Origin of the sequence: Agrobacterium sp. CCNWLW32, assembly GCF_037083425.1 — a bacterium.
GTDB lineage: Bacteria > Pseudomonadota > Alphaproteobacteria > Rhizobiales > Rhizobiaceae > Agrobacterium > Agrobacterium radiobacter.
The window spans coordinates 430,700-452,747 of sequence record NZ_JBAOJM010000002.1 but is presented as its reverse complement, the minus strand read 5'-3'; the positions used below and the strand labels follow the sequence as shown (position 1 = coordinate 452,747).

Here is a 22,048-nt window from a genome sequence, read left to right as displayed (position 1 = left end):
TTTTCTTTTTCCAGCGCTGATGCGCGATCAACAACCGATGGAAACAGCATGACCACAAACGCCGATATCGATCTCGCCACCATCAAGACCGGCAGGCACTACATTATCGCCACCGATGGCGCTGCCATTCCAAATCCCGGCCCCGGTGGCTGGGGTTACATCAAGCAGCTTTGGGACGGTGCGCAGCTGCTACAGCAAGCACCCAATGCAGCCCGTTCGGAAGAGCTGGAAAGCACCAACAACCGAATGGAAATGACGGCAGTTATCATGGCCGTGGAGAGCGTCCGGGAGGCGGAAACGCCGACCATCATTCAAACGGATAGCGAATATGTACTAAAAGGTTTCACGCTCTACCTGCCCCAGTGGAAGACCAAGGGCTGGAAGTCATCTAGCGGCTGGGTGAAGAACAGGGAGCTATGGGAAAGGCTAGATGCCGCCTGCGCTGGAAAGACCATCTATTGGGAGAAGGTGCTTGGTCATTCCGGTCATCGTCTCAATGAGATGGCTGACACTCTGGCGAATGCGGCGGCAGAGGGAGGCTTCCCCAAAGGGCGGTTGTCGATCAGGAAAAAGCATCTGAATTGGTTCCTATCCGGACCATGATTTCTTAGACCAAAATGGGCAGACCATCGATTACCCCTCCCCATAGGAGGAGATGTTATAGCCCACCATAGGAGAAGAGATGGTCTTCCCTAGGTTAAACCTAAAATATTTATTCATAGGATGATTATAAAAGCATAATCATAGGTAATACCTATGGGAACCTTCTGGCGTCTTTATGCTGACCTATGGCAGCCAATATCGCTCTGCATCCTGTACCCTTCTCCACCATCATCACCACCTCCCAACAGCACCGCCTCATCTTTGAGGAGCGGCTTTCTGTCTGCGACACCCGCAAGGATATTTCCGTGAAACGCAAACCGCCGCCATCACCGGCCCGCCTTGAGGTCCGGCCATCCGTTCCCGATGACGTTATCTATCTCGCCCCAAGGCTCCGCAAGGCCGACCTCGAAAGCCTCGTGGTATGTGCATCGCCTTCCGCCGAAGTTAGCCTTACCCGTGGTCTCCGACATTCCGACATTTGCCTGACCGCCTTGGATGACGAAGGGCGACCGGCAGTCATGTTTGGGACCGTGCCGTATCCCCAAGACAGCACCGTGGGAAACCTATGGTTTCTGGCGGTCGATGATTTGGACATCGACGTGGGGCGCTTGACCGTAACAGCCCGCCATTACGTGGAAACTTTCCATGGAAAATATCCCATCCTATCGAGCCTCATGGATAGCCGAGACCACACTCGGAAACGGATGCTGCGGCTGTGTGGTTTCGACTTCGGTAACATCACCTGTGGACCTCTCGGCCACAATCTCCAAGAAGCTTTCAAAATCAGGATTGATCAATGTGTAACCCACTAGCCCTCGTTGCCACGGCGCTGGGAGCTGCACAAACTGCTATCGGCTATGCGGGCGAGAAACAGGCCGCAGCAGCTCAGAACGCCATGGTCCGAGAAAACCAACGCGCCGCGAATGCAAACCTTGTCCGTGAATACGCTGACGTACAGACGCGGCAAATTCAGGAAGAGGATGCAGCGGCTGTCCAGAAGCAGGACATTTCCCGTGAAGCCCGTGCTGCCCGAGCGACCACCATGGCCGCAGCCGGGGAAGCTGGTGTATCCGGCCTATCGGTCGATGCTCTTCTTGCGGACGTTTACGGAAAAGAGGCGACCGCGAAAGACCGCATCAGCCAGAACTCCGGTTTCACCACCGCTAACCTCACGAGGGAGATGGACGGCCTCAAGGCGAAAGCCCAGGACCGCATCAACTCCATGCCGTGGGCAACCGGCCCAAGCCCCTTTGCTGCGGCTCTCAAGATCGGCGGTGTCGGGCTGGACAGCTATAATCGTTATGGGAAACCCAAGCAGGCATGATGCTGGATGAGGGCCGCGGTCTCGATCACCGCGACTCTCGTGTTTCAGCCACCATTAAAATAGTTGCGTTGAATAACCGCCTCTGCGTTGACTAAGCTTGCACATCTTTTGATCGAGATCATGTGAAATATAGGGTTGAGCCTATCAAACTTTTTCCATCGCGATCTGGCCGCTTTTAGACATTTCTCGCGCTGGGAAAATCACTGGATAAGCCATGATCGTGGTGAGCAAAAATATTGCTACAGTCAGCCACATCATAATTGTCGTTAATCTAGCCATGTTGCGTTGTGTCTGCACCGCTTCAAGCGCATTAATCAAATTTCCTTGTTGAAGGAGAGAGTCCCGAACAATTTTATCCGAACTGACGAGCTGACCTATCGTGCCTATCGCTCTATCTGTCAAAGCAGCCGACAAGGAAATAGCGTCCTCCTCAACACACGACGAAGAGAATTCGAGACTGTCCCATATTGGTTGCGATAGGGCATTAGGCAGTTCAGATGCGAGTAGTGAAACATCGACACTATTTGACGTAATATTCTGCAGGCGTTTAAGTATTTTAACAGTATCAAGTGCGGAATCAGTCGACCAGCTTGTATCTCTGGCAGAATTTATCTGGTCTCGGTAAATATCGATCAGTGCATTTACAGACCATTGACAAATAAATCCAGACATCCCCAAAGAAAGCTTGTTTAAATAGGCATCGTCATTTTGGTCTCCGTACAGAGAAATGTCTATCTCGTTTAATGAGCCCCGCTCGACTGAGATAGCCGCATGTCCTTTGCGATCAACACGGTGAGATACAGGGTGCGTAAATCCAAGTCCTGGGATATCTATGCTTGCCCAGCGACCCACCCCATAGTTTATGCCTAGGTATTCAAGCCATAGAGTTGTTGCTTGCCCACTATCATTTGCCCGCTTCAAAACGTTATCTAGGAAAAGCACCTCACATGTGGGAAATAGTTCAGCGTTTCCATTTGACGAAAAAGCGCCGGGTAAATTTGAGGCAAACCAATTGAGGATGTCTTTGCGAAAGCTTTCACGGAACGCGCCTATTAGATCGGTTTTTCGCGCCCGTGGCCGTATGATTGTAAAACCTCGCTTGGTTTTTCTCAGTTCTGTGGCCAGTTGTTCACGCGCAATGTGCCCATAAGCCACCTCTGTCTCATGCGTCGGATCGAACCGAATGACTATACAATTTACAGAGGAACTTATGGCGAAAAGTTCTGCGTGAGCAAACTTGAATCCTGCTGGCAGTTCTGCTGTCGCTACGTCACGATATATTTTTCTATCTTTTGGCGATACAATCCCTCCTAAGTTAATCCATATGCCGCTACCGTCTCGTCGGCTTCTGGAAACCCATTCTGCGTGATTTCTATGAAAAGCTGATTGCTCTTCAGAATCCCAACCCATCTTTTTAAAACCGAGCATGAGTCGCTGCGCGTGAGCTGGTGTGTAGAATTCTGCTGCATAGACTGCTTTTAGGTCGGCGATCTCGTCAGGATGGGGGATACTTTCGGGAATGAGATTGTGATCTTTTTCTCGGTAGTAGTTGCGCGATTGTTTTATGTTCGATGATTCAATAAGTGCTGGAAATTTCCGCGAAGCCCAATTCCTTATTCGGCGGATTAGCTTTTTGCGCCAACTCCGGATATCGTTTTTGTATGATCTAGGGGCATTATTCCGTTCAGTTTCTGTAGTCATGTACCCTCTAAGAACGATAAAATTTATTTCATCCAGAATGCTGCTTTAATCCAACGGATGACAGTCTGGCGTGATTTTCAATCACCGGGCGATTTTAACCGCATTCCAGTTTATTTGCAGACTTCGCAAGCTAAGTAATATTTTGCCGAAAAAATCCGAGACGGCAATCGATAGAAATGCTCGCGCGCATTCCCCCCTGCCCCCACGGACGCCCGGAATAGCTCGGGCGGAGGCGCATGCGCGGCTAGGCTTTCTCTCAATCAAGATCAAGTCTTGACCTTGGCATTCCTTCCGGCATCTTCATGACGTGCAAAGGGAGACCATATGGAACTAGCGATTGAGAGACGGAAGACGGCCAAGCGAGCGAGCGCGTTGCGGACCCTTAGCGACCGCATTGAGGTGCTGCGGGAGTTTCGTGCTGATATGCCGATACAGATGGTCTCAGTTTTTCTGACCGTCGCAATGCGACCGGGGGTTCTTCAATGTGACCTCCCCGAAATGACCAGCCTTAGCCAATCCTCAGTATCCCGGAACGTGTACGCCCTGGGCAAATATGACCGACACGGGAGACCGGGACTTGGTCTCGTGGAGCAGCGATGCGGGCCTACGGGTGCCAGGTCTCCAGAGCTTCACTTGACGAAAGCCGGGAAAGATTTAGCGAAAAGACTGATCGGCCAGTGATGTTCAGTTCTGGCGAGCGACTGGGCCTCATAGATTTGCACCGCACCAAATACAACTAGGCAATAGGACAATAAGACCATAAGCGCTGCCAGTGTGTGCCAAGCTGTAGCGATGCGATTGAACCACTTTTTGCTAGATAAATCCTTCTCATAAGGATGCTCCCACGTCAGTTTAACGGCGTGGTGTTCGAAGCCATAAAAATACTGTGCGAAATATGCGAAGCCAGAAGCAAGACCCGCCATAACCACTCCGACAGTGAAGACCCCCGTGCTAAACCAGACTGCATCCAGTAATGGCGATGCCGATGCCGACTTTTCTTGAAGTGTCCCAATAAACGCAAGACAGGCAATCACTGCCCCGCCGTTAATCAGAGCAGCGGTTCTAATGGCTTCCAATCCAAAGTCGATTGCTGCCCTAACGTACATGTTGCCGGTTTCATTATGCTGTTGGTGCCAACGAATTGCATGCGACCGGTCAATGTCCTTTAATCTTTGATCTTCTAATTGGCGCTGCTCATTTACCATGCCTAACCCCAAAAGAAATAAGCCGCCCCTCGGCAATTCCTCAAGTCTTATGGAAATTTCTCGACGCTGTCCATTTGGGTGTGCACTAACCCAACCGCAGGCGACCTGATGTTAGGTTAGTTCGACAATGCTATTCAACGAGCGAAAGCGAACCGATGAGTACGAGACCAGGTGTATCGAATGGAAGGTCGCCCAAAGTTCTTCACCTTTCCGCCTATAGCCCTGGCACAATTCCTACACGATAAGCAGTCGGCTGAAGCGTTACGCTGCCCTCCAATGGTCCCGAGAGAACAAATATGTTCGGCTCTTTGCCAAAGTTGAAGACCCGGTAGAGTTTGTATGCCGGGCCAAGTTGTGCGGCCACTCGTCGCTCATTCTCAGTCAGGAAGAATGGCGCATGCTCGTCGCTGCGTGTGGTCTTCACCTCGATGAACAAAATATCGCCACTCAAGTCGCGAGAGCGGATGTCGTATCCGAGGCCGTCTCCTTTGGTTTTGGAAACGAGTTCGACCTCGCTACACAGGTCGCTGCGGCCACCATCGACAAGCCGTTGACGTTCAATCTCAATCACAAACTCTTCGCCTGCTGTCCCAAGCGCTCTGTTCCTGGCGTCTCGCTCTGCTACATCAAACCTACGCGCGATGGGGTCGGAAGGGGCCGGTATCCTGACGCCATCGGCTGGGGGAGGTACGAAAAGGTCAGCACCGCTCGGTAGTTTAGTTATGGGTGTGGGTAGAGACCGGTCCAGATCATCTCCCAATGTTACGAGGTGAGGCAAGACAATCGCGGGCAATACAGCCCGTTGATAATTGGGATATGGCTTGTACCCGTCGATGTAGGGATAGCCATGTTCCTTCAGGATAGCGCTGACATTCATATGCTTTCGTTCAATTGAGCCATACGAACGTCTAACCAATCCCATCAGGCGGTTCCTATGCTCGGTCTTCGAGTACTCTAGATGCTGAATTTCAGCCGTGAGCATCTCGAAATAGTCTGCGACGAGCGCACGGACCTCGTCTTCCGACCAGTCTTCACCGGACTGCTGCGACTCAGTGAGCGCCCATAAGCCCCGAGGCCGTGAAGCGATGACCTTGGCTTTTACTAGTTCGTTACGTGCCCACTGCACACGGTTTTCCCAATGGTTGCGCGCGCTATTTTCCATAGTCCGCTGACGCAATTCCTCTGACAGGCCGAACTCCTCCGCCAATGCTTCGTAGACATCAGCCGGACGAAGGGGCTGATTGCGAGCCTGAAGAAGAGAAAGAAGTGCTTGCTCCACCTCACCCTGACTTGGAAGGTCCATTATTTCCTCTACCACATTATCCTCCACCCAACATCAGCATTACTACACGTGGTTGGTTCCTAGAACCAAGCGGGTTTTCCAAAATTCCGAAAAGGTATACCCACTGCGGACAAACTCAACGAAACTGAATGTGTCCGATATGAATTGACATTCGAATTAAGAGACACTATTCCGATTTTATCTTAGACCTTATCGGACAAAAGGTGTCTCATGAAAATCGGATATGCCCGCGTATCTTCTACCGGCCAGAACGAAAGCCCTCAGGTGGATATTCTCACCCGCCACGGTGTTGAGGAGGTATTTATCGACAAAGCAAGCGGGACTTCTCGTGAAGGCCGCATAAAGCTCGCTGAGGCCATCCGCTTTGCTCGGAAGGGAGATGCCTTAGTGGTGACCCGCCTTGATCGCCTAGCCCGCTCTGTGCCTGACCTACACGCAATCTCTCAGGAGTTACAGGCTAAGGGCGTGGACTTGATCGCAACGGAGCAGAATATTGATACCACGACACCCACCGGACGCCTTATGTTCAACATGCTAGGTGCCATTGCCGAGTTTGAAACGGACCTAAGGAAAGAGCGACAGCTTGAGGGTATCGCCAAAGCGAAAGAAGAAGGGCGATACAAAGGGCGTCCCGTGACGGTTGACGGGGATGCTATCAGGGCGGCTTTGGCTGCTGGGGATAAACCGATGGCTGTCGCGAAGCGATTTAACGTTGCACGTTCCACAGTTTATCGCATGATAACAGACGTAATATAATTAGTAGTTACTCAGTCTGTCCTTGTGTCGGGGCGTCTACTTGTTTTGCAGGGGTATCAATGCTGGACGCAGGCCAAAGTATAGATCGACTCGTAGCGACTTCAGCCAATCTCACATCAATTCAGAATAGCCTGATAGACGCAATACCCTGCGACCCCGCTGCCGCTCGACGTGAGCTACGCAGCATGTCTTTTTCAGATTTGCTCGCGGTATATATCGGGTGGGTTGATCGCCTTATCGAACCCCGTCCCCGAGAAGTGAGGGCGTGGGATGGCTTCTTTACATCGCGTACTGCGTCCCACGCCGATAAGATCGCCGCGATAGCAGAGCTGTTTACGCAGGGTGAAGACCTAAAGCCTTATCTCTCTCCTCGCGTGAATATTAGTGGCTACTCACCGTATTCTGCAACTCGCTCAGGGCTGATAGCTGCTGGAAAAGATAGGGCGTTGAACGCGTACGATACCCATCATTTGCATCTCGTTCCCAGCAACGAGAAGGGAAAGCGAAAGGGTCACAGTAAGGAACTCTTGTTCGTCAAGGTGAAACGCGACCACGTACTTTTCGTGATGTGCGGTGACCACGCCAGTTTCGATGATGGAACGCTTCGGCAAGCCGTCTCTGATCTAGAGGTTGCTTCGGGGATGCACATACGCGGGATATCCGGCGTTTCAAGAGAGACCGACGCTCGGGAGGGCGAGGCCCTCGCAAGACAGGGGATAAATACGTTTACACAATCCAATGGTTTTTATACAGCGCCGAGCTATTTGTCCTCTTCCTTAACGTCAATGAACCATCGCATTCACGCCGACAGGATGCTGGACTGCATTGAACAATGGGAGCCTCGACTGCGGGAAGAAAAAGGCAGAAAGGAAATTTGTGCGGAATTCTCTTTCCCTTTCTCCAAAGCTGCCACATTTGGGTGGGCAGTCCGCTACACGACGCTCTACTTGGTGGAGGAGCAATCAAAGCGCGCGGTGTTTCAATTACCGTACCACCGGCGGTAAGTGTTTTTTGTTCGAACCCATACGACGCCCTCCATTTCATATCTGGACTGAAACTACTGACCTCAGGTGCGCCATTTGGCGTGCTTACTTTTAGCTTGTGGACAAGTGATCATCAGGGAAAAGTGCACCTAGTACCATTTGAGAGTCTTCATTTGTCTCTGGCGCAGTGTTAGGCGCTCCAGCTATGCCAGCAATAGCGATCTTCTCTCGGGAGAGTTCATGAAAATCAATGAAGACTCCTAGCAAAGAGCGGGCTTCCAAGCTTAAATTGTCAAAATGTGCCATGTGCACATTATAAGCGTTCCATTCTAACTCCCGCGCCACAGAAAAGAGAGCATCCGCGCTCGACACGCGAGTCAGATAGTCTGCAATAGTTTCTGCTGGAACTTGGTTAGCGCGATCTTCAAAACCCTTTTCAATTAACTTGGCGATTCCGCTGCCGTTAGCAGTGTGCTGTCTGATCAATGCCACGGCGGCTCTAACGGTTGATAGCGCTTCACGCGTGTCCGTATGTCCGTATCTAATTCCGTTGATCAAAGCTTCTCGGCGTTCTTCTCTAGACCGAAAAGTAAGGTCCGCCACTACCTGATCCAAAGCTACCGCTGCCAACGCACAATTAGAATAAAATCCCCGCAAGGCTATCTGCGCTTGAGGGGACTTCGGTACAGATAGAATTGCCTGCTCACCGAAGTACCCGGCAGCGCGGAGCGCTGTGTTGGCGGAGTGAATACCGAAGCTCGACAAAAGAGCAGCGCGCGGCCCCAGTAGTGCCTCCCTCCATTCGACAGACCCACGGCTCCCATCGACAGCTTTAAACAGATTGTCAAAATCTTCCGACGCAAGCCTACCCTCAAGGGAGAGTTTTTTTGACGAACTCAGCTTTGAGAGAGCGTTCCCATCAAGCAGAGTAACGCCCATTGCCTTGGCCAACCGTTTCGAGCTTGGTCGTTTATCGGTACTCGCGACTATTGCGCCATCTACACCTAACGCAGCTTGCAGCCCTCGAACCCAAACCAAGCGCTCAGCGGCTTTAGGAACCTTCTTATTTTTGGCATCAAGTATCAGGCGTCTCCGCGTAAGCGCTGCGGGCCTCTCGTAGAGCCACAAGTCAACATCTGTAACATCTTCACCGTCAAGTCTGAATGGCACACCACGGACGGCAAAATACCCTGCTGCCCAAAAATATGCTTTTAGCATCTCCTCAGCCGCGCCGCCTTTTTGCCCGGTTTTTTCTCCAGCCATTAGAAAGCGCCCCCTGTTCTGAGTGCCGCGAGTATGTCCCCGGTTAGCTTTTTACTCTCTTGCGTCTGCCGCTTCCGCCTGAAATCGCTTCGCGATGCCTCTGGTCCTTGGTAACCTGACATATGTCCTTCAAATGGACGATCAATTGCATTAGCTGATGCGGCTTCTCCTGTCGTCAAGACCGCAAGTGCCATTTGGCCGATGTCCTTCTTTTTCAATTTCATCAAATAGCCAAAACGTGGACCCGGACGTGTTTGGATGACGCCCTTCATTTCCAAAACTCGATAGTCCTCTCCAATTGCCGTAGCAGGTCCGATTTCGTTACCACTTATCAACCTGTTTAGTAATGCAGAAAGCATGCCTATTCGGCCTGTCTGAGATGATCGCTGCGTCATTCCATATGTCAAAGCAGCAACTAGCGCCTTTGCTAAATCGAATGCATCGTCAGCCATTGGATCATTAAACTTATGGAATGCAGCAGGTCTAGTAACGAAACCATGTTCACCCGAGTGGTTCATCACGTGGTTTACATCGTACATACCTGCCGCTCTTACCTTGTCGAAGAGAGCAGTACCTAGAACTTCATCTGCTTTTTTTGTACTCACGCACCCCCGTTTCGTAAGTAGTTCATCAAGCTCGGTAATTCTTACTGTATCTGATGTAGATAGTGAGGAGAGAACCTTTGTTATCTTATTGAGGTTGTCTCGCCTAAAGAGATTACCGTTGAAATATGTTCTTTGATCTTCCACTAATTCGCCATCAACGAATCCGACGGCTTCCGATCGTTCCAAAAGCTCAATGGTTTTGGATTTAGGGATTCTAAACTCGTCGGAAATGAATTCCGTTGTGTCTCTATGAGAAACAGGACTGTCTGAGGTTACGTCCGCGAGGACAATCGTTGCTCGCTCTTCCTGAGATGGTTCTAGCTCCTCGAAAATATCGCTTGCGTGCTGTACTGTCACGCTAGTGGTTAAGCCCAGAACCGAAACGTCACCGCCTTGAGAAACATCTACAACTCTTCGGCGCTTGAGCATTTCCAATAATGAGTACAGTTCGGTCTTCGGGTTTAAGCCCGCTGCTTTTGCAAATGCATCAACAGTTTTCTTTGGAATTACAGCCTGCTCACTTGCAGATAATTGGGACAACAGGGAAGAGGCTTTGCCAGCTGCGTCTATTGCCGGAAATTCCGCGGAGGCATTTTGAGTCGTTGACGTCTTTTGAGCGTGATGAACGACCCATGCTCCCCGTTCCTTTTTTGTTATCGCGTTATATCGATCACTCAAGCCTATATCCCCCGTGGCAAATGAGACGCTCAGGATATAGAGAGTTGATCCAACCGCAAGATGTACTGATCTGCTCGCAAGCCTTTACCGGCAGAGAATTTACTGATGGCGCTTTCTCCAAACCCGCAGCATAGCCTCAACCCTTGGCTGAACCCGCTTCCGAGCTTCATTCCGGTCCATCCCGTTTCGGAGAAGCGTGTCATATTCCGTCATCTGATGACGCAATAAACCATCCATCGTGATACCAACAGCGCGCCCCAGTTTTACTCCGGCCCATTCCCTGCCTGATATTTCTTTCGCAAGGTATTCCACGGCGAATTCAGGGCACCCCGGGTGCTTCTTTCGGATATGCTGGGCAACCGCATCGAAATCAAATTTCGTCATAAAACTTCTCCCCGATAAAGCATGAGGTCTTTTGTTGACAATCTGCTGATGGTCGGCCCACCCGGCTCGGGTAAATCCATGCTCGCAGCCCGCTTGCCTTCCATCCTGCCCCCGCTGGAAGTGGCGGAGTTGCTGGAAGTGTCCATGGTCCATTCCATCGCCGGCCAATTGTCGGGTGGCAAGCTGTCGGACCGCAGGCCTTTCCGCACGCCGCACCATTCCGCCACTATGGCGGCGCTGATCGGCGGAGGGCTGCGCGCCAAACCGGGCGAAGCTTCGCTTGCCCATCACGGCGTTCTTTTTCTGGATGAGTTCCCGGAATTTTCGCCGCAGGTGCTGGATGCGCTTCGCCAGCCGCTGGAAACGGGCGAATGCATCATTGCGCGAGCCAATCACCGCGTCAGCTATCCGGCAGAAATCCAACTCGTTGCGGCCATGAACCCCTGCAGGTGCGGCATGGCGGGAGAGCCGGGTTTCAACTGCGCCCGAGGCCAGCGCTGTGTAACCGATTATCAGGCTCGCATTTCCGGACCGTTGCTAGACCGTATCGATATCCGCATCGACGTTCCCGCTGTCTCTGCCGCCGATCTCATTCGTCCTGTGGTGGCCGAGCCGAGTGCGGTGGTGGCCGCCCGGGTCGCCCGGGCACGCCTTGCGCAGCAGGAACGCTACGCGGCGGGATTTGCCGCCATTCGCACGAACGCTCGCTGCACGACGACCCTGATAGAAAAATATGCCGAGCCGGATGCGTCCGGGCTGCAATTGCTGCGCGATGCCGCCGAGCGGCTGAAGTTTTCCGCGCGCGGTTATCATCGCATTCTCAAGGTTGCCCGCACCCTGGCCGATCTGGATGGCAAGCAGACGGTTGGCCGCATCCATGTGGCGGAAGCTGTGTCCTATCGTATCGCAGGGGAAAGGCTTACGGCGGCGGCGTAGGAGGTCGCCCTTGGTGCTTTGCCTCAGAAACCATTGTGCCGCCAGCGGGGCCAGCGGCACATCGGGATATTCGCTAATCGGATGCGGGATCGCACTGCGCTTGAAAGCCTGGCTTAAAGCCCAAGGCCTTCGAAAAGCGCCGTCGAAAGGTAGCGTTCCGCAAAGGAAGGAATGATGACGACGATGTTCTTGCCGGCATTTTCCTCACGCGCACCAACCTTGATGGCTGCCGCCAGCGCCGCACCCGAGGAGATGCCGACAGGCACGCCTTCCAGCCTTGCCGCCAGACGTGCGATTTCGAAAGCCTCATCATTGGTGACGGTGACGATCTCGTCATAAATACCGGTGTCGAGGATGGCGGGCGCAAAACCGGCGCCGATGCCCTGAATCTTGTGGGGGCCGGGGTTGCCGCCGGAAAGAACCGGGCTGTCGGCGGGCTCGACGGCAATCACCTTCACTTCGGGCTTGCGCGATTTCAGCACTTGGCCCGTGCCGGTGATGGTGCCGCCGGTGCCAATGCCCGAGACGAGAATATCGACCGTGCCTTCGGTGTCGTTCCAGATTTCTTCCGCCGTCGTCTTGCGGTGAATATCCGGATTGGCAGGGTTTTCGAACTGCTGCGGAATGATCGCGTCAGGCAGCGTCTCGGCCAGTTCCTGCGCCTTGGCGATGGCGCCCTTCATGCCCTTCGGACCTTCGGTCAACACCAGTTCGGCGCCGAGCAGGGCCAGCATTTTCCGGCGTTCAACCGACATGGTTTCAGGCATGGTCAGGATCAGCTTGTAGCCCTTCGCGGCAGCGGCAAAGGCGAGGGCAATACCCGTGTTGCCCGAGGTCGGCTCCACCAGCGTGGTCTTGCCGGGGGTGATCTTGCCCTGCGCTTCCAGAGCTTCGATCATGGCGACGCCGATGCGGTCCTTCACGGAAGCGATGGGATTGAAAAATTCGAGCTTGGCGAGAAGGTTGGCCTTCACGCCCTTCTCCTTCGCCAGCTTGTCGAGCCGCACGATCGGCGTATCGCCGATTGTTTCCGTAATAGAGGAATAGACGCGTCCGCGTCCGGGCTTTCTGGCTTCGGGCATGATATTCTCCTGTGTAAAGACCGCAAGATTTGAGCGGCAGAATAGGAGCAATAGCTTTCTCAAGCTAGCGAACGTTCGTCCTAATATTCCTGAATTACAGGAATAATTTCACGATAAATCGCATAAATGCACGAATTTGTTTTACGTGCTGCGGATCGCGATCATGGTCGCCGTTCCCGCCAGAATGCCCGCCGCCGTGCGGTTGAGGATCGTCAAGGCGCTCGGCCTTTTCAGGAGGTTACGCGCCTTGGCCGCAAGCAGGATATAAGGCAGGAGAACCGCCATCAGCACGACGAAGGTGATGGCGAGAAGTGTCGCATATTCCGAAGGGCCGATCATGCGGATATCGATCAGCGTCGGCACCAGCGCCACATAAAACAGCATGGTTTTCGGATTGCCAAGCGTGATCAGCAGGCCGGAGAGAAAGGACATCGGCATGCTGGTGCTTTTCTTGGCCTTGAGTTCCTGTGGCAGCAGGCCGGCGGTCCAAAGCTTCCAGGCGATATAGAGGAGATAGGCAGCGCCCGCGAATTTCAGCACCATGAAGGCTTCCTGAAAGGTTTGCGCAACGAAGGCGAGGCCCAGTATCACGCCGGTCAGGTAAATCATGTCGCCCAGCACCAGCCCGAGGCCCATGAAGAAGGTTTCCCGAAAGCCTGAACCCAGTGCCCGCGCCACGATCGCCGTCATGCCGGGGCCGGGAATGGCGGCGGCGATGAAGAGGGCTGTTGCATAGGCGAAAAGGGTCGTCAGCGTCATGATCGTGTTTCCCGGAAAATCCGCCAGATCCATAGCGAAATCGCCGGGCAAAGACAATTGGTCACATCCCCCCGTCCTGTCGGAACGGCAGGACGGGGGTCTGATAAAGCGGGCCGCACAGCTTGCCGGCCAAGCGGTGTGGCTAAACGCCGGTGGAGCCGAAACCGCCGGCGCCTCGCGCCGTCTGGGAGGTTTCCGTCACCTCGCTCACGATAACCTGGGTTACCGGCGCAATCACCATCTGCGCGATGCGCATACCGCGTTCGATGACAAAAACGTCCTGCCCCAGATTGGCGAGAATGACCTTCACTTCGCCACGATAATCGCTGTCCACCGTGCCGGGAGAGTTGAGGCAGGTGATGCCGTTCTTGATGGCGAGGCCGGAGCGGGGGCGGATTTGCGCCTCGTAGCCCTGCGGGACCTCGAAGATGAAACCGGTCGGGACCAGCGCGCGTTCACCCGGTTGCAGGGTCAGCGTTTCACCGGCGGGCACGGCAGCGCGCAGGTCCATGCCGGCGGCGCCACGGGTTTCGTAGGACGGCAATTCGAGGTCTGCGCCATTGGCGAGACGGACGAGACGGAGAAGGGGGCTATTGTCATTTTGAACGGTCATGCGGCATTAGTTTGCCGAGATCGCGGCAAGGTCAATTGCAAATGCGGGCCTGAAACGCTAGATAGCCCGCAATTCCACAGGATTTGTCAGATGGCCGAAACACTTGCCGAGGCGGTCTCCCGCCGCCGCACCTTTGCTATTATCGCGCACCCGGACGCGGGTAAGACCACGCTTACCGAAAAACTGCTGCTGTTCGGCGGAGCGATCCAGCTTGCCGGTGAAGTGAAGGCAAAGAAGGACCGCATCCAGACCCGTTCGGACTGGATGAAGATCGAGCGCGAGCGCGGCATTTCGGTCGTCACCTCGGTCATGACCTTCGAATATAACGACCGGGTCTTCAATATTCTCGATACGCCCGGCCACGAGGACTTTGCCGATGATACCTACCGCACGCTGACGGCGGTGGATGCGGCAATCATGGTCATCGACGCCGCCAAGGGTATCGAGCCGCGCACGCTGAAGCTCTTCGAAGTCTGCCGTATGCGCGATATCCCGATCATCACCTTCATCAACAAGATGGACCGCGAAAGCCGCGACCCCTTCGAGATTCTGGATGAGGTCGAGGAGAAGCTCGCGCTCGATACCGCGCCCATCACCTGGCCGGTCGGTCGCGCCAAAACCTTCTGCGGCGCCTATAATCTCGCCGAAAATACCTTCCGCGGCAACGATACCCAGGTTGACGGACTGCCGGTTAACGGTCCGCAGGCGGTTGCCGATCGCCTGCCGGAAAATGAACGGCAGCTTTTTGTCGAGGAAACGGAGCTTGCGCTGGAAGCCTGCCGTCCTTTCGACCGTCAGGCGTTTCTCGAAGGCCACATGACGCCGGTGTTCTTCGGTTCGGCGCTGCGCAATTTCGGTGTGCGTGACCTCATCAATGCGCTTGGCGATTTCGCGCCGCCGCCGCGCGATCAGGTGGCGGATACCCGCACCGTACATGCGGCTGAAGAGAAAATGACGGCCTTTGTCTTCAAGATTCAGGCCAATATGGATCCGAACCACCGCGACCGTATCGCTTTCGCCCGCATCTGCTCCGGCAAGCTGGAGCGTGGCATGAAGGCGCGGCTTGCTCGCACCGGCAAGCAGATGGGGCTGACCGCGCCGCAATTCTTCTTCGCCTCGCAGCGCCAGCTGGCCGATACCGCCTTTGCGGGTGACGTGGTGGGCATCCCGAACCACGGCACGCTGCGCATCGGCGATACGCTGACCGAAGGTGAAAATCTTGTTTTCCAGGGCGTTCCGAACTTCTCGCCGGAAATCCTGCGGCGCGTACGTCTTGAGGACGCCATGAAGGCGAAGAAGCTGAAAGAAGCCCTGCAGCAGATGGCGGAAGAGGGCGTTGTGCAGCTCTTTTCGCCGGAAGACGGCTCTCCCGCCATCGTCGGCGTCGTCGGCGCGCTGCAGCTCGATGTGTTGAAGGAGCGCCTGATGGGCGAATACGGCCTGCCGGTCTCCTTCGAAATGTCGCGTTTTTCGGTCTGCCGCTGGATTTCTTCCGATCAGCCGGCGGAAATGGACAAGTTCCTCAACGTCAAACGCGGCGATATCGCCCGCGATCTGGACGGCGATCCGGTGTTTCTGGCGCAGGACGCCTTCTCGCTACGTTACGAATCCGAGCGTTTTCCGGCGATCAAGATGGTCGCGATCAAGGAATATCACGTCGCCAAGGCGGCGTGATATCAGCCGGATTGCACTTTGAATGCCAAGGGCTTAGTTTCCCCTGAAACGGGAAACTGGTCCGGCATCATGACGCTTTCAGGCAAACATATTCTCCTCATCATCTCCGGCGGCATCGCGGCCTATAAGAGCCTTGATCTCATCCGCCGCCTGAAAGAGCGCGGCGCGAAGGTGACGCCAGTGATGACGAAGGGCGCGCAGGAATTCGTCACCCCGCTTGCCGTCGGCGCACTGTCCGCCACCCATGTCTTCACAGAGCTCTTTTCCCGACAGGATGAACAGGATGTGGGCCATATCAGGCTGGCGCGCGACTGCGACCTCGTGCTGGTGGCTCCCGCCACAGCCGATCTGATGGCGAAGATGGCGCACGGTCTGGCAGATGATCTTGCCTCCACGATTCTTCTTGCGACGGATCGCAAGGTGCTGGTGGCTCCGGCGATGAACCCGAAAATGTGGTCTGCCAAACCGACGGTACGAAATGTCGAAACGCTGAAAAAAGACGGGGTGTTTTTCATCGGACCCATGGTCGGTGAAATGGCAGAGAAGGGCGAGGCTGGTTTTGGCCGTATGGCCGAACCATTGCAGATCGTCGAAGCCGTCGCCGCATTGCTGGATGAGGGGCCAAAGCCCCTGAATGGCAAAACGGCGATCGTCACCTCCGGCCCCACGCACGAGCCGATCGATCCCGTGCGCTATATCGCCAACCGTTCCTCTGGCAAGCAGGGTCACGCCATTGCGGCGGCTCTGGCGGAGCTGGGAGCAAAGGTCACGCTGGTTTCCGGCCCCGTCACGATTGCGGATCCGGCAGGTGTTGAAACGGTGCATGTCGAGCGCGCCGAGGAGATGCGCGATGCGGTCATCTCGAGGCTGCCGGCGGATATCGCCGTCATGGTCGCCGCCGTCGCCGACTGGCGGGTGACGGGCTCATCGGAACAGAAGATCAAGAAGCAGCCGGGCGATGCGCCGCTGGCGCTGCAGCTGACGGAAAATCCCGATATTCTCAAAACCGTCGGCCATCATGAAAAGCGTCCGACGCTGGTGGTGGGTTTTGCCGCCGAAACGCAGGATATCGAGAAGAACGGCCGGGCGAAGCTGGAACGCAAGGGAGCGGATTATATCGTCGCTAACGATGTCTCGGCGCAAACCGGCATCATGGGCGGGGATCGCAACAGCGTGAAGATCATTTCAGCTGACGGTGTCGAGGCCTGGCCGGATCTCGACAAGACCGAAGTCGCAAAACGTCTGGCGGCACTGATCGCGGAGAAACTCGCATGAGCCTGTTCGATCGCAAGACATTCGACAGGGTGCTTGGCGAATGGCCGGGCGTCCGGTTCGTCGATCAATGGGATTCACATGTCGCCAAGGTGGGCGACAAGGTCTTTGCCGTGCTTGGCGAACGGGAGGACTGGCGGCTGGTGGTGAAATGCTCGGAAGAGAGCTTCGAAATATTGACCTCACTCGAGGGCATCGCTCAGGCGCCCTATTTTGCGAAACGCAAATGGGTGTCGATTGCCGATCATTCACCGCTCGAACAGGAGGAATTGGAGCACTATTTGCGCCGTTCCTACGAGCTTGTCGCCGCCGGCCTGACAAAAAAGCTGCGGGGCGAACTCGGCATCGTGATCGATACCGCGCCCCGTTTATAATTTACCGTCAGTTGACCTTCTTGTCCTTACCAATGATCTGGCGGACGCCTTCTTTGGTGAAGGGCTGCAGGAGCTGCGGCACAAACCCCTTTGCGATCTCACCCTTGATGCCGATATCGGTGGAAGAGGGCCGGTCGGGGTTGTGGTAGGATCCGAAAATGAGATCGAAGATGACGAGGTTTTCGCCGTAATTGGTGTTGCCTTCCGGAAGCTGCTTCGAATGGTGCCAGCGGTGCAGGCGCGGCGTGCTGAAGATATAATCGAGCAGCCCCGTTTTCATGTCGACATTGCAATGGGTCAAAATACCGATGAAGGCGGTCACGGCGCCCAGCCACCAGAAAACCTGAAGCGGCGCACCCATGAAATAAAGCGGAATCTGGCTGAGCGCGATCTTGAACAGGGAGTCGGCCACATGAAACCGACCTGTATTGACGACCCAGAGCCGCACGACGCTGTGATGCAGGGCATGGAACCGCCAGAAGAATACCGTTTCATGCGCAATGCGGTGGGCCCAGTAGAGACCGAATTCGGCAATCGTCACCGCAAGCGCGACCTGGACGATCATTGGCAAATGGGAAGGCCACAGGTCGAACCGCATCGCCGCCAGCGGCTGCAGAACATTCGCGGCTACCATCGGGAAGATTGCCGCGGCGGCGGCAGCGAGTTGTACGAGCCCCTTCGTCAGAAGCGTGTGACCGATGCTGTTGATGGTCTCACCATCCCCCTCAAGCCATTCGACTTCATAGGGAATATAGCGCTCGAGGAGAAACAGGCTGAGAACCGCGCCCGCATAAACGGCGAGAAAGGCTGCGATCGGATGACTGCTCGCAAAAGCGAAATAGGACCCGACGAGGCCGCCGACGAACACCAGTGGCCAGGAGGTATAGGAAAGGGCTGCTTTTAGTACTTGCGCTTTTGCCATCAAAATCAAATCCTGTCCGGCGTATCCGTCTCTACCATCGGCGCACTTCCGCGCAGGCTTCCGAGCAACCCTTATCCGCACCAATCACCTGTCTTGGCTAGAGATCAGACCCTTATCGCTCCAATGCATTACACAAACATGGCACATAGCGGTGCCGAAATGCTCAGCTCACCCTGATCGCAATATAGAGAAGCGTCAGCGCAATGACCCAGAGAGCGATCCGTCCCCATTTGGTGTGGCGCGCTTCCGCCTTGCCAATGGCTTCCGCCGTCTGCGCATCAAAACGCAGGCCGTTCTCGCTCATATACATCAATTCGGAATGCAGCTTTTCCGTCTTGGCGGCAATCTCCGGTGCTGCCTCGGCAAGCTTGAGGGCGGCTTTCACGCCATCCTTCAGATCGGTAACGACACGTTTCGGTCCGAGATTGTCCCTGATCCAGCCGCCAACGACCGGGTCTGCCGCCTTCCACATGTTGAAGCGCGGATTGAGCATGCGCGACACGCCTTCCACCACCACCATGGTCTTTTGCAGCATGACGAGTTCCGGCCGCGTCTCCATGTCGAAAAGCTCGGTCACTTCGAACAGCAGGGTCAAAAGCTTGCCCATGGAGATCGTCTCGGCCGGCTGGCCGTGGATCGGTTCTCCAATGGCGCGGATCGCCTGCGCGAAACTGGCTTTGTCGTGGTGGCCCGGCACATAACCGGCCTCGAAATGCACCTCAGCCACCCGCATATAGTCGCGGGTAATGAAGCCGTAGAGGATTTCGGCAAGGAAGCGGCGTTCCTTTTTGCCAAGGCGTCCGGCAATGCCCATATCGACGGCAACGATCTCGCCCTCCGCATCCACGAAGAGATTGCCGGGATGCATGTCGGCGTGGAAGAAGCCATCGCGCAGCGTATGCCGCAGGAAGGACTGGATCAGCGTATCGGCGAGCTTGTTCAGGTCGTGGCCGGCGGCCTTCAGGCCCTCGATATCCGACATCTTGACACCGTCAATCCATTCCATGGTGACGACATCGCGACCGGTGCGCTCCCAATCCACCTCCGGAACACGGAAACCCGGATCGTCCTTGGTATTTTCGGCAAGTTCGGAAAGGGCGGCGGCCTCTAACCGCAGATCCATCTCGATCTTGGTGGTCTGCTCCAGCGTGCGCGTCACCTCGACGGGGCGCAGGCGGCGGGCGGAGCGGACGAAACGCTGCTGCAGGTCGGCAATCAGATACATCGCCTCCAGATCGTTCTGGAAACGCTGGCGCACGCCGGGACGGATGACCTTGACGGCCATCTTGCGCGGCCCTTTTGGTGTATCCACCATTGCCGGGTGCACCTGGGCAATGGAAGCCGCGGCGATCGGATCGCCGAATTCCCTGTAGAGTTCAGACACCGACCGTCCGAGCGAGCCTTCGATATTGGCCTTCGCCGCAGCCGCCGGGAAAAAGGCCATGCGGTCCTGAAGGCTTGCGAGATCGTCGGCGAAGTCGGCGCCCACCACATCCGGCCGGGTGGCGAGAAACTGACCCATCTTCACATAGGAGGGCCCGAGCCGCTCCACAGCCACCGCCAGCCGGTCGCTGCGCTGCGCCCGTTTCGCCTTGCTGCGGGCGAATGGCTTCAGCAGCGCTTTCAATAATTGGGCGGGAGCAGGCAGGTCGTCGGACGGCAGGGCCAGCACGACGCCTTCGCGCACGAGAACCCAACCAACCCTTGCGAGGCGGAAATATGCGCCCAAAGTACTCATGCTTATGCTTGTCTCCTGCTTTTACCGGCCATGGTCTTAAAGCTTCCAGCCGGAATGCAGGGCGGCGATGCCGCCGGTGTAATTGGTGTAGGTCACGCGGGAGAAGCCGGCGGTGCGGATCATCGTCGCGAAATCCTCCTGATTGGGGAATTTGCGGATCGATTCGACCAGATATTGATAGGGCTCGGCATCACCCGTGATCATCTTGCCGAATTGCGGAATGGCGTTGAACGACCAGGCGTCATAAACACGGTCGAGCAGCGGCATATCGACTTCGGAAAATTCCAGCACCAGCAGCCGCCCGCCACGCTTCAAGACACGGTGTGCCTCTTTCAGCGCGACATCGATGCGCGGCACATTGCGAATGCCAAACGCGATCGTATAGGCGTCGAAACTATTCGCCTCGAAGGGCAGCTCCTCGGCATTGGCCTCCACGAAGGTCAGATTGTCGGAAAGCTTCTTTTTTGCCGCGCGCTCCTCGCCGACGGCCAGCATCGAGCCGTTGATATCGAGAACGGTGGCATGCGCCAGACGGTTGGAGGCTTCGATGATACGGAAGGCGATATCGCCGGTGCCGCCCGCAACGTCCAGAATCTTGTAGGACGGGTCCTTGCGCGGCGAAAGCGAAGAGACCATCGCGTCCTTCCACAGCCGGTGCAGGCCAGCCGACATTACGTCATTCATGATGTCGTAGCGCTTGGCCACCTTATGGAAGACCTCGTTGACCAGCCCCTGCTTTTTGCCTTCGTCCACCTTGTGGAAGCCATAGGACGTTTCCATGCCGCCTTGGGCAGTGGTACGGGCGTCGGTCATCGTCTGTCTCCATATTTATTGCGTGGCGGACCATAGCGGAAACGCCATGGCAACGCTATCTGTTGCCGCATCGCCTGGGCGCGACATTTCGCGTGCACTGTATAGACCACATGGTCCTAACGATAAACTGTCGGATAAGCCAGATGCCAGAATTGCCAGAAGTCGAAACCGTCAGACGTGGCCTTGCACCTGCTATGGAAGGGGCAAGGGTCCGCAGGCTGCATCTCGGCCGCCCGGATCTGCGCTTTCCTTTCCCGGAGGATTTCGCGGGGCTGATCGAGGGCAAGACGATCATATCGCTCGGACGAAGGGCGAAATATCTTCTCATCGAGTTGGAAGACGGGCTGACGATCGTTTCCCATCTCGGCATGTCCGGTTCGTTTCGTATCGAGGCGGAAACGGATGAGGCTGACAAGACGCCCGGCGCGTTTCATCACGCCCGCTCGAAGGACGGCAAGCACGACCATGTCGTCTTTCATCTCGATAAAGGAGAAGAGTGCGTCTGCGTCATCTATAATGATCCGCGCCGCTTTGGCTTCATGCATCTGGTGGAGCGCAACAAGCTCGATCTTTACCCGGCCTTTGCCGAGCTTGGCCCGGAGCCGACAGGTAATGCGCTGAGCGCGGATTATCTGGCGAGCCGGTTTGAGGGCAAAAGCCAGCCCCTGAAAAGCACGCTGCTGGACCAGAAGGTCATCGCGGGCCTCGGCAATATCTATGTCTGTGAGGCGCTGTGGCGCGCGCATCTTTCGCCCCTGCGGGCCGCGGGAACGCTGGTAACGAAAGGTGGCAAGCCCAAAGCACAACTCGCCGATCTGACGGAGAAAATCCGCGATGTCATCGCCGACGCCATCGCCGCCGGCGGGTCCTCATTACGAGACCATATACAGACGGACGGAACGCTCGGTTATTTCCAGCATTCCTTTTCGGTCTATGATCAGGAAGGCCAGCCTTGCCGGACACCCGGCTGCGGGGGTACGGTTGAAAGGGTGGTGCAGGCCGGTCGTTCGACCTTTTATTGCGCCGCCTGCCAGAAGTAACGCTGTCGGAGTAACGGAGA

General features: G+C 55.5%; 21 protein-coding genes and 1 pseudogene. 10 read left to right on the top strand and 12 right to left on the bottom strand.

The annotated features are described in order from the left end of the window. The first annotated feature begins 48 nt into the window (after nt 1-48). From V6R85_RS06080 to V6R85_RS06070, 3 genes are all read left to right on the top strand, one after another. Nucleotides 49-603 carry a ribonuclease H family protein gene (locus tag V6R85_RS06080; protein ID WP_336377037.1) on the top strand — a complete coding sequence of 185 codons (555 nt, stop codon included), beginning with the start codon at nt 49-51 and terminating at the stop codon, nt 601-603. Between the two features lie 185 nt (nt 604-788). Further along, nucleotides 789-1,415, top strand: a complete 627-nt coding sequence (locus V6R85_RS06075) for a hypothetical protein (RefSeq protein ID WP_336377036.1) — start codon at nt 789-791, stop codon at nt 1,413-1,415. Continuing rightward, nucleotides 1,400-1,927 (top strand): virion core protein, T7 gp14 family, encoded by a 528-nt coding sequence (locus tag V6R85_RS06070; protein ID WP_336377035.1) that lies wholly within the window; start codon nt 1,400-1,402, stop codon nt 1,925-1,927. The genes V6R85_RS06075 and V6R85_RS06070 overlap by 16 nt, the downstream gene beginning before the upstream one ends. A gap of 144 nt (nt 1,928-2,071) precedes the next feature. Here the strand turns inward: V6R85_RS06070 and V6R85_RS06065 are convergent, their stop codons facing one another. The 3 genes from V6R85_RS06065 to V6R85_RS06055 all read right to left on the bottom strand — a co-directional run bounded on the left by V6R85_RS06065 (nt 2,072) and on the right by V6R85_RS06055 (nt 6,151). Further along, on the bottom strand, nt 2,072-3,628 hold the full coding sequence (locus V6R85_RS06065) for a hypothetical protein (protein WP_336377034.1): 1,557 nt from the start codon (nt 3,626-3,628) through the stop codon (nt 2,072-2,074). A gap of 629 nt (nt 3,629-4,257) precedes the next feature. Then, nucleotides 4,258-4,833: a hypothetical protein gene (locus V6R85_RS06060; protein ID WP_336377033.1), complete on the bottom strand. Its 576-nt coding sequence runs from the start codon at nt 4,831-4,833 to the stop codon at nt 4,258-4,260. Nucleotides 4,834-5,047: 214 nt separating this feature from the next. Beyond that, on the bottom strand, nt 5,048-6,151 hold the full coding sequence (locus tag V6R85_RS06055) for a protein NO VEIN domain-containing protein (protein ID WP_336377032.1): 1,104 nt from the start codon (nt 6,149-6,151) through the stop codon (nt 5,048-5,050). 195 nt (nt 6,152-6,346) lie between these two features. On the opposite strand from V6R85_RS06055, the gene V6R85_RS06050 reads away from it, so the two are divergent. Next, on the top strand, nt 6,347-6,892 hold the full coding sequence (locus V6R85_RS06050) for a recombinase family protein (RefSeq protein WP_336377031.1): 546 nt from the start codon (nt 6,347-6,349) through the stop codon (nt 6,890-6,892). Between the two features lie 185 nt (nt 6,893-7,077). Then, nucleotides 7,078-7,896, top strand: coding sequence for a hypothetical protein (locus V6R85_RS06045; RefSeq protein WP_336377030.1), 819 nt, complete (start codon nt 7,078-7,080; stop codon nt 7,894-7,896). 90 nt (nt 7,897-7,986) lie between these two features. Here the strand turns inward: V6R85_RS06045 and V6R85_RS06040 are convergent, their stop codons facing one another. From V6R85_RS06040 to V6R85_RS06030, 3 genes are all read right to left on the bottom strand, one after another. Continuing rightward, on the bottom strand, nt 7,987-9,138 hold the full coding sequence (locus V6R85_RS06040; RefSeq protein ID WP_336377029.1) for a hypothetical protein: 1,152 nt from the start codon (nt 9,136-9,138) through the stop codon (nt 7,987-7,989). Continuing rightward, nucleotides 9,138-10,421: a hypothetical protein gene (locus V6R85_RS06035; RefSeq protein WP_336377028.1), complete on the bottom strand. Its 1,284-nt coding sequence runs from the start codon at nt 10,419-10,421 to the stop codon at nt 9,138-9,140. The genes V6R85_RS06040 and V6R85_RS06035 overlap by 1 nt, the downstream gene beginning before the upstream one ends. A gap of 99 nt (nt 10,422-10,520) precedes the next feature. Continuing rightward, entirely contained in the window at nt 10,521-10,805 is a 285-nt protein-coding gene (locus V6R85_RS06030; RefSeq protein WP_336377027.1) for a DUF2293 domain-containing protein, read from the bottom strand. Nucleotides 10,806-10,844: 39 nt separating this feature from the next. Between V6R85_RS06030 and V6R85_RS06025 the strand changes: the two are divergent. Next, nucleotides 10,845-11,741, top strand: a pseudogene (locus tag V6R85_RS06025) (YifB family Mg chelatase-like AAA ATPase); the annotation flags it as partial. Nucleotides 11,742-11,854: 113 nt separating this feature from the next. On the opposite strand, the gene cysK reads toward V6R85_RS06025, so the two are convergent. The 3 genes from cysK to dut form a co-directional block, all read right to left on the bottom strand. After that, a complete protein-coding gene (gene cysK, locus V6R85_RS06020) occupies nt 11,855-12,823 on the bottom strand; it encodes a cysteine synthase A (RefSeq protein ID WP_003503821.1) in 969 nt (322 codons plus the stop codon). A 141-nt stretch (nt 12,824-12,964) separates the two neighbouring features. Next, entirely contained in the window at nt 12,965-13,582 is a 618-nt protein-coding gene (locus V6R85_RS06015; protein WP_035212607.1) for a LysE family translocator, read from the bottom strand. Nucleotides 13,583-13,724: 142 nt separating this feature from the next. Next, nucleotides 13,725-14,195: a dUTP diphosphatase gene (gene dut / locus V6R85_RS06010; RefSeq protein ID WP_111833755.1), complete on the bottom strand. Its 471-nt coding sequence runs from the start codon at nt 14,193-14,195 to the stop codon at nt 13,725-13,727. Nucleotides 14,196-14,285: 90 nt separating this feature from the next. On the opposite strand from dut, the gene V6R85_RS06005 reads away from it, so the two are divergent. The 3 genes from V6R85_RS06005 to V6R85_RS05995 all read left to right on the top strand — a co-directional run bounded on the left by V6R85_RS06005 (nt 14,286) and on the right by V6R85_RS05995 (nt 17,515). Further along, nucleotides 14,286-15,869 (top strand): peptide chain release factor 3, encoded by a 1,584-nt coding sequence (locus V6R85_RS06005; protein WP_003503817.1) that lies wholly within the window; start codon nt 14,286-14,288, stop codon nt 15,867-15,869. Between the two features lie 69 nt (nt 15,870-15,938). After that, nucleotides 15,939-17,144 carry a bifunctional phosphopantothenoylcysteine decarboxylase/phosphopantothenate--cysteine ligase CoaBC gene (coaBC, locus tag V6R85_RS06000; RefSeq protein ID WP_003503815.1) on the top strand — a complete coding sequence of 402 codons (1,206 nt, stop codon included), beginning with the start codon at nt 15,939-15,941 and terminating at the stop codon, nt 17,142-17,144. Further along, nucleotides 17,141-17,515, top strand: coding sequence for an MmcQ/YjbR family DNA-binding protein (locus V6R85_RS05995; protein ID WP_111833754.1), 375 nt, complete (start codon nt 17,141-17,143; stop codon nt 17,513-17,515). Before coaBC ends, V6R85_RS05995 begins: the two co-directional genes overlap by 4 nt. A gap of 7 nt (nt 17,516-17,522) precedes the next feature. Here V6R85_RS05995 and V6R85_RS05990 read toward each other — a convergent pair whose 3' ends face one another. The 3 genes from V6R85_RS05990 to ubiE all read right to left on the bottom strand — a co-directional run bounded on the left by V6R85_RS05990 (nt 17,523) and on the right by ubiE (nt 20,988). Then, nucleotides 17,523-18,437 (bottom strand): sterol desaturase family protein, encoded by a 915-nt coding sequence (locus V6R85_RS05990; protein ID WP_003503811.1) that lies wholly within the window; start codon nt 18,435-18,437, stop codon nt 17,523-17,525. A gap of 163 nt (nt 18,438-18,600) precedes the next feature. Beyond that, nucleotides 18,601-20,175: a 2-polyprenylphenol 6-hydroxylase gene (ubiB, locus tag V6R85_RS05985; protein ID WP_020811191.1), complete on the bottom strand. Its 1,575-nt coding sequence runs from the start codon at nt 20,173-20,175 to the stop codon at nt 18,601-18,603. Nucleotides 20,176-20,211: 36 nt separating this feature from the next. Continuing rightward, nucleotides 20,212-20,988, bottom strand: a complete 777-nt coding sequence (gene ubiE, locus V6R85_RS05980; RefSeq protein ID WP_003503808.1) for a bifunctional demethylmenaquinone methyltransferase/2-methoxy-6-polyprenyl-1,4-benzoquinol methylase UbiE — start codon at nt 20,986-20,988, stop codon at nt 20,212-20,214. 143 nt (nt 20,989-21,131) lie between these two features. Here ubiE and mutM point away from each other — a divergent pair, with 143 nt between their 5' ends. Then, nucleotides 21,132-22,028, top strand: a complete 897-nt coding sequence (mutM, locus tag V6R85_RS05975) for a bifunctional DNA-formamidopyrimidine glycosylase/DNA-(apurinic or apyrimidinic site) lyase (RefSeq protein WP_111833753.1) — start codon at nt 21,132-21,134, stop codon at nt 22,026-22,028. Nucleotides 22,029-22,048: the final 20 nt, after the last annotated feature.